This is a genomic window from Acinetobacter sp. MD2(2019), from assembly GCF_035615615.1.
In the GTDB taxonomy this organism is placed as follows: domain Bacteria; phylum Pseudomonadota; class Gammaproteobacteria; order Pseudomonadales; family Moraxellaceae; genus Acinetobacter.
Window position 1 is genome coordinate 1 of record NZ_VTDU01000014.1, and the last position, 15,491, is coordinate 15,491.

At 39.8% G+C, this 15,491-nt stretch carries 16 protein-coding genes; 12 read left to right on the plus strand and 4 right to left on the minus strand.

Features of this window, described 5'->3' with window-relative positions; translation table 11 throughout:
- Positions 1 to 171: IS1 family transposase (locus tag I2F62_RS08720; protein ID WP_324625973.1), on the plus strand; the 171-nt coding region annotated here is incomplete at its 5' end.
- Positions 172 to 200: 29 nt separating this feature from the next.
- Here I2F62_RS08720 and I2F62_RS08725 read toward each other — a convergent pair.
- From I2F62_RS08725 to I2F62_RS08735, 3 genes are read right to left on the minus strand one after another with little or no spacing between them, the layout of a single operon-like run.
- Entirely contained in the window at positions 201 to 893 is a 693-nt protein-coding gene (locus tag I2F62_RS08725) for an FKBP-type peptidyl-prolyl cis-trans isomerase (RefSeq protein ID WP_324626630.1), read from the minus strand.
- A gap of 50 nt (positions 894 to 943) precedes the next feature.
- Positions 944 to 1,657: an FKBP-type peptidyl-prolyl cis-trans isomerase gene (locus I2F62_RS08730; protein ID WP_324626631.1), complete on the minus strand. Its 714-nt coding sequence runs from the start codon at positions 1,655 to 1,657 to the stop codon at positions 944 to 946.
- Between the two features lie 55 nt (positions 1,658 to 1,712).
- Positions 1,713 to 2,399: an FKBP-type peptidyl-prolyl cis-trans isomerase gene (locus tag I2F62_RS08735; RefSeq protein ID WP_324626632.1), complete on the minus strand. Its 687-nt coding sequence runs from the start codon at positions 2,397 to 2,399 to the stop codon at positions 1,713 to 1,715.
- Between the two features lie 270 nt (positions 2,400 to 2,669).
- Between I2F62_RS08735 and tviB the strand changes: the two genes are divergently transcribed.
- From tviB to rfbC, 11 genes are all read left to right on the plus strand, one after another.
- Positions 2,670 to 3,947, plus strand: coding sequence for a Vi polysaccharide biosynthesis UDP-N-acetylglucosamine C-6 dehydrogenase TviB (gene tviB, locus I2F62_RS08740; protein WP_324626633.1), 1,278 nt, complete (start codon positions 2,670 to 2,672; stop codon positions 3,945 to 3,947).
- An 8-nt stretch (positions 3,948 to 3,955) separates the two neighbouring features.
- The gene (locus I2F62_RS08745) at positions 3,956 to 5,224 is read left to right on the plus strand and encodes an oligosaccharide flippase family protein (protein ID WP_324626634.1); all 1,269 of its coding nucleotides are present in this window, start codon (positions 3,956 to 3,958) and stop codon (positions 5,222 to 5,224) included.
- Positions 5,225 to 5,234: 10 nt separating this feature from the next.
- Positions 5,235 to 6,194 (plus strand): glycosyltransferase family 2 protein, encoded by a 960-nt coding sequence (locus I2F62_RS08750; RefSeq protein WP_324626635.1) that lies wholly within the window; start codon positions 5,235 to 5,237, stop codon positions 6,192 to 6,194.
- Positions 6,191 to 7,273, plus strand: coding sequence for a glycosyltransferase family 4 protein (locus I2F62_RS08755; RefSeq protein ID WP_324626636.1), 1,083 nt, complete (start codon positions 6,191 to 6,193; stop codon positions 7,271 to 7,273). Before I2F62_RS08750 ends, I2F62_RS08755 begins: the two co-directional genes overlap by 4 nt.
- Positions 7,246 to 8,373 (plus strand): glycosyltransferase, encoded by a 1,128-nt coding sequence (locus I2F62_RS08760; RefSeq protein ID WP_324626637.1) that lies wholly within the window; start codon positions 7,246 to 7,248, stop codon positions 8,371 to 8,373. The genes I2F62_RS08755 and I2F62_RS08760 overlap by 28 nt, the downstream gene beginning before the upstream one ends.
- 10 nt (positions 8,374 to 8,383) lie before the next feature.
- Complete coding sequence (locus I2F62_RS08765) at positions 8,384 to 9,421, plus strand: NAD-dependent epimerase/dehydratase family protein (protein ID WP_324626638.1); 1,038 nt, start codon at positions 8,384 to 8,386, stop codon at positions 9,419 to 9,421.
- A gap of 3 nt (positions 9,422 to 9,424) precedes the next feature.
- A complete protein-coding gene (locus tag I2F62_RS08770; protein WP_324626639.1) occupies positions 9,425 to 10,570 on the plus strand; it encodes a glycosyltransferase family 4 protein in 1,146 nt (381 codons plus the stop codon).
- An 83-nt stretch (positions 10,571 to 10,653) separates the two neighbouring features.
- On the plus strand, positions 10,654 to 11,730 hold the full coding sequence (rfbB, locus tag I2F62_RS08775) for a dTDP-glucose 4,6-dehydratase (protein ID WP_324626640.1): 1,077 nt from the start codon (positions 10,654 to 10,656) through the stop codon (positions 11,728 to 11,730).
- Positions 11,731 to 11,742: 12 nt separating this feature from the next.
- Positions 11,743 to 12,654, plus strand: a complete 912-nt coding sequence (rfbD, locus tag I2F62_RS08780; protein WP_324626641.1) for a dTDP-4-dehydrorhamnose reductase — start codon at positions 11,743 to 11,745, stop codon at positions 12,652 to 12,654.
- Positions 12,651 to 13,547, plus strand: coding sequence for a glucose-1-phosphate thymidylyltransferase RfbA (gene rfbA, locus I2F62_RS08785; RefSeq protein ID WP_324626642.1), 897 nt, complete (start codon positions 12,651 to 12,653; stop codon positions 13,545 to 13,547). The genes rfbD and rfbA overlap by 4 nt, the downstream gene beginning before the upstream one ends.
- 80 nt (positions 13,548 to 13,627) lie before the next feature.
- Positions 13,628 to 14,203, plus strand: a complete 576-nt coding sequence (gene rfbC, locus I2F62_RS08790) for a dTDP-4-dehydrorhamnose 3,5-epimerase (RefSeq protein WP_324626643.1) — start codon at positions 13,628 to 13,630, stop codon at positions 14,201 to 14,203.
- A gap of 64 nt (positions 14,204 to 14,267) precedes the next feature.
- Here the strand turns inward: rfbC and I2F62_RS08795 are convergent, their stop codons facing one another.
- Complete coding sequence (locus tag I2F62_RS08795) at positions 14,268 to 15,485, minus strand: rhamnan synthesis F family protein (RefSeq protein WP_324626644.1); 1,218 nt, start codon at positions 15,483 to 15,485, stop codon at positions 14,268 to 14,270.
- Positions 15,486 to 15,491 lie beyond the last annotated feature (6 nt).

A 15,491-nucleotide genomic window follows, 5' to 3' on the forward strand; every position in this document is an offset into this window, starting at 1 on the left:
AAACAATTGATTGGTAAGTTTTTCACTGTGGGTATTGAAGGAAATAATTGTCGATTGAGGCATCGCATCAGGCGAGGATTTAGGAGAAGCTGTAACTTCTCCAAAAAGCTTGAGAATCATTTCAAAGCGTTTGATTTAGTGTTCTTTTATATCAACAATGGATCCGTCTAATGCCAGCATACTTTTTGAAACACCACCGCTTATTTAACTTTCAACAGTTCCACATCAAAAATTAAAGTGCTATTGGGGCCAATGGCATCGCCTGCGCCAATTTCACCATAACCGAGTTTCGCCGGAATAAAGAAACGTGTTTTTCCACCTTCTTTCATGGTTTGTAAACCTTCTGCAAAACCTGAAACCACTTGGTTGACTGCAAAGTCCGCAGGTTGTTGGCGAGCAAAAGAACTATCAAACACTGTGCCGTCAATTAAACGACCTTCATAATTGACAGTCACAGAACTGGTTTTTTTCGGGCTTGTGCCAGTACCTGCCTTTAAGACTTGGTACTGTAAGCCAGATGCTGTGGTAATCACACCGGGTTTTTTCGCATTTTCAGCTAAGAATGCTGCACCATTTTTAGCATTGACTTGCGCTTGCTGCTGATGTGTTTGTAAATCTCGGGCTTCGGCTTGTTTTTTATATTCAGTTAAGGCATTGCCCATTTGTTGTTCAGACAGTGCTGGGGGTTGATTATTCGCAGCAGCACCTAGCCCTTGGGTGAATGCCTCTAAATTGAGACCTTTAATCGCATCGATATTATTTTTACCCAATAAAAAGCCAAAACTATAACTGGCTTGATCGTTCATTGAGCTTTTTGCATTAATGCTTGGTGCGGCCCATGTAGTTGACGTAAACCAAACCAAGGCAAGGCTTAAGCTAAGCGTTTTTTTCATTATTGAGATCCTAAATAATGGGTAATTAACAGTTTCTATACTATAGGGATTTATTTGACACGAAGTAAATTAACTTTAAAGATTAAAACGCTGTTTGGCGGAATAGACACATTGCCTTCTGCGCCATAAGCCAATTTTGCAGGGATATACAGCATGATGCTGCCACCTTCTTTAATTAAAGGGATACCTTCTTGCCAACCAGTAATTACATTTTTGAGTGGAAATTCAACAGGCTCGTTGCGCTTAAAGCTGCTATCAAACACCGTACCATCAGCTAATTTACCTTCGTAATTGACTTTAACCGTCGAATTTCGTGTGGGTTTTTTGCCTGTACCTTCTTTTAACACTTGATACTGTAAGCCAGACGCAGTGGTTTTAATGCCTGGTTTTTTAGCATTGTTGGCCAAGAAGGTTTTATTGAGCTCTTCTAGCGAGTTGGTTTTGCTCTGCATTTCTTTCTGGTAGGTAATAAATGCTTGTTTCAACTGTTCATCGTTATAGGCAGGTTTATCGTGTTTTTGACCATCGCGAACACCATCAGCAAAATAATCCGTTGCAACATCGGCAGGCATTTCACTACCGATTCTATAACCTTCTGCATAACTGATTATATCAATAGGTTTGGTTGAATGCTCTGGTCTATTGTTAGATGTTGATTCGAAAGTTGTATTGGTATTTGTTTTTTTCTCGGTGAGCGTTTGAGATGGTTCCGCCCAAAGGCTAGAGCAAATCAGCAAAGATGATAGTCCAAGTATTCTTTTCATTATTGATATCCTTAAAAGCATTATGGCGCGTTTAAAGCGCGCCATAATAAGAGTTTTATTTAACTTGAAGCAAGTCAACTTTAAAAATTAAGACACTGTTTGGTGGAATGGCTGGATTGCCTTGTTCACCATAAGCAAGGTTTGCAGGCACATATAACATGATACTGCCACCTTCTTTCATCAGTGGAATGCCTTCTTTCCAACCCGGAATGACATTTTGTAATGGGAATTCAACTGGCTCATTACGTTTAAAGCTGCTGTCAAAAACAGTGCCATCGGCTAATTTACCTTCGTAATTCACTTTAACCGTCGAATTAACTGTAGGTTGTTTGCCTGTACCTTCTTTTAACACTTGATACTGTAAGCCAGACGCAGTGGTTTTAATACCCGGTTTTTTTGCATTGTTGGCCAAGAAGGTTTTATTGAGCTCTTCTAGCGAGTTGGCTTTGCTTTGCATTTCTTTCTGGTAGGCAATAAATGCTTGTTTCAACTGTTCATCGTTATAGGCAGGTTTATCGTGTTTTTGACCATCGCGAACGCCATCAGCAAAATGATCGGTTGCCACATCGGCAGGCATTTGACTACCCACTTTATAGCCTTCTACATAACTGATCACATCAACAGGTTTGGTTGAAAGCTCTTTTTTGTCGCTTGAAGATGGGTGTTGAGTGGCATAGTAGATAGGAACAAGGGCTGCTCCACCTAAAATAACCGCAATCGCAACGGGTAACGCTTTACTCATGGGTCGAGATGTCCAAATTGATTTATGGTGTAAATAAGCGATTGGCACGGCCAATTACTTCGTTGATTAGCATATAACGTATTGTAACTAAACGTCCAAATATTTTCAGATAAAGCTGTGGATGAAAGAGATAAAACGTGTTTTAAAACTGTAACCCATGTCAAAAGTCTGTTTCAGTTTGGCTGTTTTTATCCGAACAAGAAAAGTCATTTCTGTTATGATTGCGGCTATTGATTTGGCTATTTTTAACTTTTTAGGATCGGACAGTTTATGTTGCAACAAGATCAACTTAAAATCGCGATTGTCGGTTTAGGCTATGTGGGACTGCCACTTGCGGTCGAATTTGGTAAAACGATTGCAACGGTTGGTTTTGATATTCAGCAAAAACGCATTGATGAGCTCAAAAATGGTCAAGATCATACCCTTGAAACCTCATCTGAAGAATTACAACAAGCGCAGCACTTAGGTTACACCACCCAAATTGACGATTTAAACGCGTGTAACTTTTTTATTGTGACCGTTCCAACCCCAATTGATGACTCAAAACAACCCGATTTAACGCCATTAATTAAAGCCTCTGAAAGCATTGCCAAAGTGCTAAAAAAAGGCGACATCGTGGTGTATGAGTCGACCGTATATCCGGGGGCAACCGAAGAAGTTTGTATTCCTGTACTTGAGAAAAATTCAGGTTTAATCTTCAACCAAGATTTTTATGCAGGGTATAGCCCAGAACGGATTAATCCGGGGGATAAAGAACACCGTGTCACCAATATTTTAAAGATTACCTCAGGCTCAACCCCTGAAATTGCCGACTTTGTCGATGCGGTGTATCAACGGATTATTGTTGCAGGCACGCATAAAGCGCCAAGTATTAAAGTTGCCGAAGCGGCTAAAGTGATTGAAAACACCCAGCGCGATGTCAACATTGCCTTAATTAATGAGTTGGCGCTGATTTTTAATAAAATGGGCATCGATACCGAAGATGTGTTAAAAGCGGCAGGTACCAAATGGAACTTTTTACCGTTTCGTCCAGGCTTAGTGGGCGGGCATTGTATTGGCGTCGACCCGTATTACTTAACCCACAAAGCGCAGGCGATTGGTTATCATCCTGAAATTATTTTGGCCGGCCGCCGTTTAAATGATGGCATGGGCGCCTATGTGGTGACTCAATTGGTGAAAACCATGCTGAAAAAACGCATTCAGGTGGAAGGCGCAAAAGTTTTAGTTTTAGGCTTAAGTTTTAAAGAAAACTGCCCTGATATTCGTAATACCCGTATTATCGATATCATTCACGAGTTGCAGGAATATCACATTCAAGCCGATATTTATGATCCGTGGGTGGATGCTGCTGAAGTTAAACACGAATATAATTTGGAATTAAGCACTGAATTAAAACAGCATTATTACGACGCAGTGGTGTTGGCGGTGGCGCATCATCAATTTAAAGCGTTCAACCGAGAAGATATTGCCAAACTCTGCAAAGCTAATTTTGTGTTATACGATTTAAAATATGTGCTGGATAAAGACAGCGTTGATATTCGCTTGTAAGTTGCACTATGTCTAAAAAAGTCTATTTAAACTCGATATGGATGATGGCTGAAAAGCTGTTGTCCATTTTTGGTTTAATCTTTGTGACCTCGTTTGTGGCGCGTTATATTGGGCCTGCCAATTTTGGTAAGCTCACCTTTGCCACCTCCATTTTTGCCATTGTGCAAACTTTATCGTTATTTGGTTCAGACAATTTAATTTTTCAAAAAACCAGTCAGAACCGTAAAACAGGTGAGCATTTAATTTATGCCAGCCGTGCGTTACGTAATGTCTTTTTTGCCTTTTTTGCCAGTGCGGTGTTGCTCTATTTATATTTAACGGTTGATGCACTGACCTTTATTTTTTCGGTGGCGGCCTGTATGGGCGTGTATTTTTCCCTGCACGATACTGCCTATAGCCTATATTTTAATGCCACATTGCAGTCAAAATTTAACACCATGTGTAATGTGGTGGCGATTGTAGTCAGCTTAACGGTGCGATTCTTGATTGCAAAATTGCAACTTCCAGTCAGTTATTTAAGTTTGCCGATTGTGTTGGTTGCCTTAGTGCCATTTTTAATGCGCCGCGTCATTTTTCAGCGCAAACAACTGTCCAATCCACAAAAAATGGGCGCAAAATTAGCCCATTACCGTGGCTATGTGCTGAAAGTTGGGCGTAAATTGGTGTTATATAGTTTATCGATTGCTATTTTTACCAAAACGTCACAGCTATTTTTAGGCATGAAGTCGCAGCACGATTTAGGCATTTATTCGGTGGCAATGACGCTGGGCAGTAGTTTTTATTTTGTGTTGAATGCCTTTATTTCATCTTTTTTAACCCAAATTTATGCCGAAAAAGATTTTGAACGTAGCCAAAATATGGTGGCACGCTTAAATTTAATGGTCATTGTGATTGCATCCAGTGCAGCCGTCTTTTTTGCGCTATTTGGGCATTGGATTATTGCGTGGCTGTATGGTGCAGCGTATCAGCAAGTCAATGATTTACTGGTGATTGCTGTGTTTGTGACCTTGTTTTCTGGCATGTCGACTGTAGCAGAGAAATATTTAATTAAATTTAATGCCTATGATTATTTACATCATAAAACGTTATTATTGGTCGCCTTTAATGTGCTGATCACTTTTTTTGCAATCCATTATTTTGCGTTATATGGGGCAATTTTTGCCATTTTAGCCACTGAAATTTTATCTTTAACCCTATTTAATTATTTTTATAAGCGCGGTTTAATTTTAGATACGCATCTTCGTATTTTTAAGCCCTCCACCTATTGCAAACGCTGAGAAATTGCCGATGAAGCTAAGCTTGATCATTCCTGTGTATAATGTTGAACGCTATATCGAGCAATGCTTAGCGAGTATTTGTCAGCAATTGCCACAGCCAAACTTTGAAATCATTATTGTCGATGATGGCAGCCCTGACCAAGCGATTGCCACAGCGAAACGTTTTTTGCAGCAGCAACCCGAGGATGTTCGCCGTCAATTTAAGATTATTCAACAAAAAAATCAGGGCTTAAGCGGCGCACGCAATACCGGCATTGCGCATGCGCGTGGCGAATATGTGGCGTTTTTAGATTCAGATGATTTTCTCAACCGCAATTATTTTGCCGAGGTGTTCAAGGGCATTCAAACCGAAGCCGACATTATTCAATTTGCCGTGCAGCGCGTAGATGATGCAGGTCAGAAATTTCCTTTTTTGCACCCGATGTCAAAGCAAGGTTTGCATGGAATCGACCGTGATATTTTGCTTGAGCTTTCGAATCGTGCTGCGTGGTTTGCATGGCTGCGGGTCTATAAAACGTGTTTATTTGGGCATATTCGCTTTCCTGTGGGCAAAAATTATGAAGATGCTTACACCACGCCGTTTTTATTTTTTGCAGCAAAAACGGTGTATTTTTGCCCTGACGTGTTAATCAATTATCGCATTAATCCAACCGGCATTACCGCCACAAAATCTGCTAAAAATATGGAAGATTTAGGCAATGTGCCGATTTTTTATTTAAAGCACTTGGCGCAGCATCCCGAGCTTGCTGCAAGTTTAGTGGCAATTAGCCAAACGTATATTATGGATGTGTTGAATATCGATGGTTTTGCCGCGGCACAGCGCCGTTGGGGTGCATTAAAAATGCAAATTCAACAGCAAAAAATTCAAGCGGATGTACTGCGGAATCGGGGTAATCGTTTATTTTTAAAGTATGGCGTGTGGTTTTTATTGCTAGATCGTTATCTTCGCCGCGTAGGTTTAAAAAAATGAGTGGCAAAATTTGCTTTTTAATTGGTAATTTAAACTTATCTGGGGGCACAGAGCGCGTTACTACTTTGATTGCCAATAGTTTGGCGGCTGAAGGCGAGCAAGTTTGTATTTTAAATTTATCGCAGGGGGAAACGCCTTTTTTTCCTTTAGATGCACGCATCGAAAACTATGCTCTCTATCCACATGCTGTGTCGATGAAACGGCAGTTTCTTGCCACTGTGGTGAAAATTCGCCAATTTGTAAAACAGCATTGCATTCAACATTTGGTGGTGGTGGATAGTATTTCCTGCGTTTTTACTGTGCCTGCGTTAATCGGTTTGAAGGTGCAGCATATTTGTTGGGAACATTTTACCTTTAATGTCGATTTAGGGCTGCGCTTACGTCAGATTGGGCGATGTTTAGCTGCGCGTTATTGTGATGCCGTGGTGACTTTAACTGCAAAAGATGCCGAATTATGGCAACAGGCAATCGCTCAGCTTCGCGCTAAAATGGTGACGATTGCCAATCCATCACCTTTTAATGTTGCAGCGACTTTGCCAACTCAAGCCGTGAAAACTGTGCTTGCGGTGGGACGTTTGCGTCCTGAAAAAGGCTTCGATTTATTGCTACAGGCTTGGCAGCAAGTGATCAAAAATGATTCTGACTGGACCTTGCGCATTGTGGGCAGTGGCGAGCAAGAGCAAAGCTTAAAACAACTGGCAAAGCGCTTAGATATTGATCCATATGTGCAATGGATTGCTGCGACCCCCAATATTTCTACAGAATATCAACAGGCTTCGCTGTATTGTTTAAGCTCGCGTTTTGAAGGTTTTGGCATGGTGTTGCTTGAAGCTTTAAGTTTTGGTTTGCCGATTGTGAGTTTTGATTGTCCGATTGGACCGCGTGAAATTCTAAAAGACAGCTCTAATCTTCTCATTGAAGCGGAAAATATTGAAGCCTTAGCCGCGGGCCTTGAACAAATGATGCACTTAGAATATTCGGCTTACAGTCAGCTTTGCAAAGACAATCAACACCGCGTTGCCGATTATTCGGCCGCAAAAATTGTGCAACAATGGCAAAAATTATTGGCCCAAGCTTAGAGCATAAAATGAAAATATTATTTTTAATAACAGGCTTAGGATTGGGCGGGGCAGAAAAAGTGGTGACCAGCCTTGCCGATCAACTTTTTTTGGCGGGGCATCAGGTTAAAATTGCCTATTTAAAAGGCGAGGTGATTGTTCGACCTGAACAAGACGACATTGAGCTGATTGATTTAGGTTTTCATGGTATTACCAATCTGATGCACAGTCTGCAAGCAATGAAGCAATTGTTACAACGCTTTCAACCCGATGTTGTTCATGCGCATATGTTCCATGCCATTGTCTTTGCGCGGTTATTAAGAACTCATCTGCAAATTCCGTATTTAATTTCTACCGCACACAGTAAAGCTATTGGCGGGCAGTTACGGAAATTTTTATATCGTCTGTCTGATCGATTCAGTGATCTAAATACCAATGTGAGTGAAGAAGCCACGGCTTTTTTTGTTGCACAAAATGCCTTTTCGGCGACAAAATCGGTCAGTGTCACTAATGGTATTGATACGCAAAAATTCCAATTTTCACCCCAAATACGTCAGCAGATGCGTCAGCAGTTTCAGTTGATGGATAATGTGCCTGTATTCATGGCGGTGGGGCGTTTAAATCCCGCCAAAGATTATCCAAATTTAATTGCAGCGTTTGCTTTATTACATGCAAAACATCCACAGGCCAAGCTGTTTATTGTGGGCGAAGGCGAACAGCGCTCAGGCTTAGAGCAACAAGTCCATAAGTTAGGCCTACAAAACCAAATTCATTTTTTAGGTGCAAGGCCCGATGTGAACGCCTTGTTGTCGATGGCAGATGTGTTTGTGTTAGCCTCGGCTTGGGAAGGTTTTGGTTTGGTGGTGGCTGAAGCCATGAGTTGTGAACGCGTGGTGGTGGCAACCGACTGCGGCGGTGTGAAAGAAGTTTTAGCGCAGCCAGAATGGTTGGTTGAGCCGCAAAATACACAAATGCTTCACAAAAAAATGGAGAACGCGTTACAATTATCTGAAAATGAAAAAGCCCAATTAGGTCAGAAAAATCGACAACGTGTGATTGCCCAGTATTCGATGCAGCATATGTTGCAGCAATGGTTGGCGCTTTATCGTCAAGCAATATAGAGAAACTCAAATGACTCAATATCAACAGTGCTGTGAGCAATTGCAGCGTCAGCCGAAAATGTGGTTAATTACTGGTGTTGCTGGCTTTATTGGCTCAAACCTACTTGAAACTTTATTAAAATTAAATCAACACGTGGTCGGTTTAGACAATTTTTCTACTGGTTTTCAGCATAATTTAGATGAAGTGCAGGCGAGTGTATTACCCGAACAATGGGAAAATTTTAAATTTATTCAAGGGGATATTCGTAGTTTAGAGGATTGCAGAACTGCCTGTGCCAATGTGGATTATGTGTTGCATCAAGCCGCACTTGGTTCGGTACCGCGTTCAATTGCAGACCCGATTGCCACCAATGCCTCTAATATTGATGGCTTTTTAAATATGTTAGTGGCGGCAAAAGAAGCGAAGGTACAGAACTTTGTTTATGCCGCAAGTAGCTCGACCTATGGCGATCATCCTGCGCTACCCAAACAAGAACCAAACATTGGTAATCCACTGTCGCCGTATGCGGTGACCAAATATGTGAATGAATTGTATGCCAACGTGTTTCAGCGTTGTTATGGCTTCAACTCAATTGGGCTGCGTTACTTCAATATTTTTGGTAAACGCCAAACGCCTGAGGGTGCTTATGCTGCGGTGATTCCAAAATGGACGGCTGCCATGATTCAAAATCAGCCGGTGTATATTAATGGCGATGGTTCGACCAGTCGCGACTTTAATTATATCGACAACGCTGTACAAGCTAATGTATTGGCTGCAACCACAGAAAATACTGCAGCGCTGAATCAAATTTATAATGTTGCCGTTGGTGGCAGAACCGATTTAAATCAGTTATTTGCGATGTTAACAGACACTTTGGCAAAAAATCATGTCAATTATACCCAAACCGCAATTTATCGTGATTTTCGTGCTGGCGATGTACGTCACTCTCAAGCCGATATTTCTAAAATTGCCACTTTGTTGGGTTATGTACCGGCTTTTGATATTGCTCAAGGTATTGAACAAGCCATGCCGTGGTATGTGCAGCATTTAAAGCATACGGCTCAATAATTCATGAAATTTTGTATTATTTCTAATGATTTACACAGTGTGCGTAATTTTCGTGGTGATCTGTTAAATGAGATTGCCGCACGAGGCTATGCTGTGCATATTATTGCACCCAATATTCAAAATCACCCCAAAGATGCAGCACATTTTCAAAAACTGGGCTTTCAATTACATGCCTTTTCAATGCAAAAAATGGGCACTAATCCCATTGCAGATACGAAAACAATTTTAGATTTATACCGAATTTTAAAACAAATTCAGCCGCAAAAAGTGCTTAGTTACACCATTAAGCCGGTGATGTATGGCAGCATCGCGGCCTATTTTGCCAAAGTGCCTGAGCGTTATCTATTATTGAGTGGTTTAGGATTCGCTTTTCAGCAAGATAATCGTGAAGGTGGTTTTAAATATATTAAAAAATTTTTTGATCAAGTCTTCCATTTTGCTTTAAGTAAAGCCTCTCGTGTTATTTTTCAAAATGCAGATGATTTGGCGTTAATCCAATCGCTCGGTCATTTAAACAATATTCCCACTGCGGTGGTGAATGGTTCAGGGGTCGATGTCGAAAAATTTGCTGTCGCTCCTTTGGTTTTAAGTGAACAACAGCAACCCAAACCTATTTTTTTAATGGTGGCTCGCTTATTAAAAGATAAAGGCATCCTTGAATATATTGCAGCCGCACGGCAAGTCAAACGCATTTACCCAAAAGCCGAATTTCATTTGGTGGGCTTTATTGATGCAAATCCTAAAGCCATTCGCCAAGCTGAACTTGATGCGTGGATTGCAGAAGATCTCATTCATTATTGGGGGAAATTAGATGATGTGCGTGTTGCAATTGCACAGGCCAATGTTTTTGTGTTGCCTTCGTACCGAGAGGGTATTCCGCGTTCTGTGTTAGAAGCGATGTCTATGGCGCGTGCGATTATTACGACCGATGCACCGGGTTGTAAGGAAACCGTAGTTGAAGGGCATAATGGGTTTAAAGTGCCTGTAAAAAATGCAGATGCGTTGGCCAATGCAATGCAGCACTTGATTGTTGAACCAGCACAAATTCAGTCTATGGCGATGGCATCGCGTCACATCATATTAGAAAAATATGATGTTAAAAAGGTGAATGAGGAGATGCTATGGTTTATGAAATTATGTAAAATATAATTCTTTCAGAATTTACTTAAAGGCTGTTCTAAGTCTTTATTAAGGTAAATGTTATTTTATAAAATATATAAGTGCAGTTAAGTATGAAAATTTTAGTTACAGGTGGTGCTGGTTTTATTGGATCAGCTGTTATTCGCCATGTTATTCAAAATACACAAAACCATGTATTAAATGTCGATAAACTCACCTATGCGGGTAATTTAGAATCTCTATCACTGATTGAAAACAATCCTCGCTACCAATTTTCGCATACTGATATTTGTGACCGTGCTGCACTGGATCAAATTTTCGCTGATTTTCAGCCAGACCTTATCATGCATTTGGCCGCGGAGTCACATGTCGACCGTTCGATTACTGGTTCGGCAGCCTTTATTGAAACCAATATTATTGGGACTTATCAATTATTAGAAGCCACTCGTCACTATTGGAGTGCTTTAGCAGAAAATAAAAAAACAGCATTCCGCTTTCACCATATTTCCACCGATGAAGTGTATGGTGACTTAGAGGGCACAGACGATTTATTTTTAGAAACTACGCCATATGCGCCAAGTTCACCGTATTCGGCCAGTAAAGCCAGTTCGGACCATTTAGTGCGTGCATGGAATCGGACCTATGGTTTACCCACGATTATTACCAATTGTTCAAACAACTATGGCCCTTACCATTTTCCAGAAAAATTAATTCCACTGGTGATTTTAAATGCCTTGGCAGGTAAATCTTTACCTGTGTATGGCAATGGTGCGCAGATTCGTGATTGGCTTTATGTAGAAGACCATGCTCGTGCGTTGTACCAAGTGCTGACTGAAGCGCAAGTGGGCGAAACCTATAATATTGGTGGGCATAACGAACAGCAAAATATAGATGTGGTGCATGCGATTTGTGATTTACTGGAAGAGCTTGCGCCAAATAAACCGGAAGGCGTAGCGCAGTATAAAGACCTAATTACCTATGTCACCGACCGCCCAGGGCATGATTTACGTTATGCGATTGATGCGAGTAAAATCAAACAAGATTTGGGCTGGGTACCACAAGAAACCTTTGCAACGGGTTTGCGTAAAACCGTGCAATGGTATCTAGATAACCAAGATTGGGTGGCTAACGTACAAAGTGGCGAATACCAAAACTGGGTGGCGCAGCAATATCAGTCAGAACAGGCGTAATCCGAGTTATTTATGAAGATTTTATTACTCGGTAAAAATGGCCAAGTGGGTTGGGAGTTGCAACGTGCATTACAGCCCTTAGGTGAGGTGATTGCACTGGATCGACATCTTGATTCACTGAGTGGCTTAAGTGGTGATGTTGCAAATTTTGATGCTATTTCAATGGCTATAGCACAAATTCAGCCCAATATTGTGGTGAATGCCACAGCATATACTGCGGTTGATCAGGCAGAGTCTGATGTTGAACAAGCCGATTTAATTAATCATTTGGCGGTGAAGCACTTGGCAGTGCAATGTCAAACACATCAGGCATTGTTGGTGCATTACTCTACGGATTATGTATTTAGTGGTGAAGGCACAACCGCTTGGCAAGAAGACGACCAAACTGCACCGATAGGTGTTTATGCTAATACCAAGCGTGCGGGTGAAGTGGCCATCGAGCAAAGCAATGTCGATTTTCTGAACTTTAGAACCTGTTGGGTCTATGCATCCCGTGGGCATAATTTTATTAAAACCATGCTCAAGCTTGCTCAGTCACGTGAAGAGTTAAATATTATTGCAGATCAAATAGGCGTACCGACTGGTGCAGCCTTGATTGCGGATGTCACCGCTCAAGCCTTACGTTTTTATCTATTACAAAGTCGTGAAGCACAGCAACAACTGCACGGGCATTATCACCTTGCGCCACAAGGCGAAACCTCGTGGTATGACTATGCACAGTTTATTTTTGCAACTGCGCAACAAAAAGGGCAAGATTTGTTGGTGAAGCAAGTCAATCCGATTGCAACCACAGCGTATCCAACCCCTGCCAAACGTCCACTTAATTCACGTTTAAATACCCATAAATTACAACACAATTTCCAACTCCATTTGCCGGATTGGAAAGTGGGTGTGACTCAAGCTTTAGAGGAAATTATTCAATGACTCAAGTAAACCGTAAAGGGATTATTCTGGCTGGTGGTTCGGGTACACGCCTATACCCAATTACCATGGGGACCTCAAAACAGTTACTACCGATTTATGATAAGCCAATGATTTATTATCCATTGTCAGTTTTGATGTTGGCGGGGATTCATGAAATTTTAATTATTTCAACGCCTGAAGATTTACCGAATTTTGAAAAATTATTGGGTACAGGTGAAAAGCTTGGCATTAAACTTTCTTATAAAGTACAACCCTCTCCAGATGGTTTGGCGCAAGCCTTTATTTTGGGTGAAGAATTTATTGGTCAAGATAATGTTACGCTCATTTTAGGCGACAATATTTTCTATGGTCAGCATTTTAGTGAGCAATTAAAGCGTGCAGCAGCTCAAGAGTCTGGTGCTACGGTGTTTGGTTATTATGTGAATGACCCTGAGCGTTTTGGCGTGGTTGACTTTGATGCTTCAGGTAAAGCACTCAACATTGAAGAGAAACCTGAACAACCGAAGTCAAACTATGCTGTAACTGGTTTATATTTCTATGACAATAGCGTGGTCGAAATTGCCAAGAACATTAAACCCTCACACCGTGGTGAGTTAGAAATTACCGATGTAAATAACGTTTATCTCGAGCAACAACGTTTAAATGTTGAAGTACTGGGGCGTGGTTTTGCGTGGTTAGATACTGGTACGCATGACTCATTGCTTGAAGCGAGTCAGTTTGTACAAACCATTGAACACCGTCAAGGTTTAAAAGTGGCAAGCTTAGAAGAGATTGCTTTTAGCAATGGTTGGATTAATGCTGATCAATTAAAAGCACAAGGTGAATACTACAAAAAGACCGGTTATGGTCAGTATTTACTGAAGCTACACCAAGAGCATCTGAAAAAAGCCTAAGATTAAGCGAAATATCGTGAGCACCTTTTTGGAGTGATGTCAGAAAGGTGCTTTATAACGTCTAAGATTGAGTTGTTGTCATGAATATTATTGAAACTAAAATAAAAGGCTTGTTGATTTTGGAGCCTCGTGTTTTTGCAGATGACCGTGGTTGGTTTATGGAAAGTTTTAACCAACAGAATTTTGAAAATGCATTAACTGAACGTGGCTTAGATGTTCCGAAGTTTGTGCAAGACAATCATTCCTATTCACAAAAAGGGGTGTTGCGTGGTTTGCACTATCAGTTAAATCCGCATGCGCAAGGTAAGTTGGTGCGAGTTGTACAAGGTCGCGCGTGGGATGTAGCCGTAGATATTCGCCAAGATTCAGAAACTTTTGGACAGTGGGTTGGGGTTGAGCTGACCGGTGAAAACCATAAGCAGTTCTGGATTCCTGCGGGTTTTGCGCATGGCTTTATTGCGCTTGAAGACAATACGCAGTTTTTATATAAAACCACGAATTATTACTCTAAAGAGTGTGAAAGAAGCATAGTGTGGGATGATGCTGAGGTTGGGATTGAGTGGCCAATTGAAAATGGTTTGGAATTGAAGTTAACGGATAAAGATAAGTTGGCTGCAACATTTCAAATGATGAAAAATATACAAAATATCTTTTAAACTCACAAGACAAAAGGCTACTACATTTATTTTGAATGAGTGAATGCAGTAGCCTAAATATTTATTAGATAAAGCCATGGGAAAAATTAATTAGATTGATCCCTCTTAAGTTTTTAGATCCAGAAGGTTTGTTGATTAACATGCGATAAAAATGATCCTTCTCAGAGGGGTCTAATAGACTTTGAATAAGTAAGATATCTTGAATACTACAAACGTCTCTGAATAATAAGTCTAATTTAATAATTGGTAATCCTAAATAAACAAGTTGTATGCAATTATTGTGGATTTGGGATCCTTGTATAAAATCGGATACATATACACCGATAATTTGTCTTTTTAGTATTGTGTTTTCTTTAGATGGAGAGAAATCATAAGAATTAAAAAAATCTTCTATTTCTTGTGCCTTTAACTTTTTCGCTTTTAAATTTAAATATTTCTTTATAGCTGTTTTAATGGATATATTTTGTTCGAAAGATTCTGTGATTGTTTGATAATTCCAAAATTTTTTATTTGTACCTTGTCGTTTGAATTTGTAGTAATTTTTAAAATAATCCTCATTATTTAATAAGTTTTTTTCTAGGAATTGACTATCATAATAGGCTTTAAAACCACAATCCATATTAGTTAAGCTTTTTAATACATTGGTTAAAGCCATTTCTCCATTTTTAATAACTAAAGGGCGAGTATTAGTGTTTTTATAGTTCTTCCAATAATTAATAAGCTTTGGATGATTCATTATATGGTTGTTTATGGAAATACAAAATGAACCTAGATGATGAGATATTTCATAATTTTCTGTTGCACCTAATACATCAATGTTAGACTTGATCAAGTTATTAAGGAAAATCTCTAGATTTTTTTTAGAATAAAATAAACTATCATTCAAAATTAAAAGGCGAGAAAGGTCTTCTGAAATTTTATTGTCATAAAGATATTTCATTCCACATTTGTAACTTCCAAAATCACGCCCAAAATTATCTTTTTCTATATAAACATCAATAAGGTCAGATCTATAATTTTCTGGTAATATTTTTAGGGTATTTACAGCAAGAATATATAAACCTTGATTTTTAGCAGCTTGTAATAAATTAATAATATCTTCACGAAGTTTTTCTTTTTCATATAAGGCTAAGAGTAAGACTGGCCCACCATTAAAATTATTAGCAAATTGGACTTTTGTGTATTTTTTAGTTTTTAGATATTCTTTATAAGATTTATATCCATTATACGTAAGTAAAAAAGATTTTATAAAGCATTTATTTAAAAAAGATTTAAGAGACATAAGCTT

Coding starts and splice junctions, on each gene's coding strand:
- I2F62_RS08760 (WP_324626637.1), top strand. CDS start 7,246: ATGGCAAAAATTATTGGCCCAAGCTTAGAGCATAAAATGAAAATATTA.
- I2F62_RS08730 (WP_324626631.1), bottom strand. CDS start 1,657: ATGAAAAGAATACTTGGACTATCATCTTTGCTGATTTGCTCTAGCCTT.
- tviB (WP_324626633.1), top strand. CDS start 2,670: ATGTTGCAACAAGATCAACTTAAAATCGCGATTGTCGGTTTAGGCTAT.
- rfbB (WP_324626640.1), top strand. CDS start 10,654: ATGAAAATTTTAGTTACAGGTGGTGCTGGTTTTATTGGATCAGCTGTT.
- rfbA (WP_324626642.1), top strand. CDS start 12,651: ATGACTCAAGTAAACCGTAAAGGGATTATTCTGGCTGGTGGTTCGGGT.
- I2F62_RS08725 (WP_324626630.1), bottom strand. CDS start 893: ATGAAAAAAACGCTTAGCTTAAGCCTTGCCTTGGTTTGGTTTACGTCA.
- I2F62_RS08795 (WP_324626644.1), bottom strand. CDS start 15,485: ATGTCTCTTAAATCTTTTTTAAATAAATGCTTTATAAAATCTTTTTTA.
- rfbC (WP_324626643.1), top strand. CDS start 13,628: ATGAATATTATTGAAACTAAAATAAAAGGCTTGTTGATTTTGGAGCCT.
- I2F62_RS08735 (WP_324626632.1), bottom strand. CDS start 2,399: ATGAGTAAAGCGTTACCCGTTGCGATTGCGGTTATTTTAGGTGGAGCA.
- I2F62_RS08755 (WP_324626636.1), top strand. CDS start 6,191: ATGAGTGGCAAAATTTGCTTTTTAATTGGTAATTTAAACTTATCTGGG.
- I2F62_RS08770 (WP_324626639.1), top strand. CDS start 9,425: ATGAAATTTTGTATTATTTCTAATGATTTACACAGTGTGCGTAATTTT.
- I2F62_RS08750 (WP_324626635.1), top strand. CDS start 5,235: ATGAAGCTAAGCTTGATCATTCCTGTGTATAATGTTGAACGCTATATC.
- I2F62_RS08765 (WP_324626638.1), top strand. CDS start 8,384: ATGACTCAATATCAACAGTGCTGTGAGCAATTGCAGCGTCAGCCGAAA.
- I2F62_RS08745 (WP_324626634.1), top strand. CDS start 3,956: ATGTCTAAAAAAGTCTATTTAAACTCGATATGGATGATGGCTGAAAAG.
- rfbD (WP_324626641.1), top strand. CDS start 11,743: ATGAAGATTTTATTACTCGGTAAAAATGGCCAAGTGGGTTGGGAGTTG.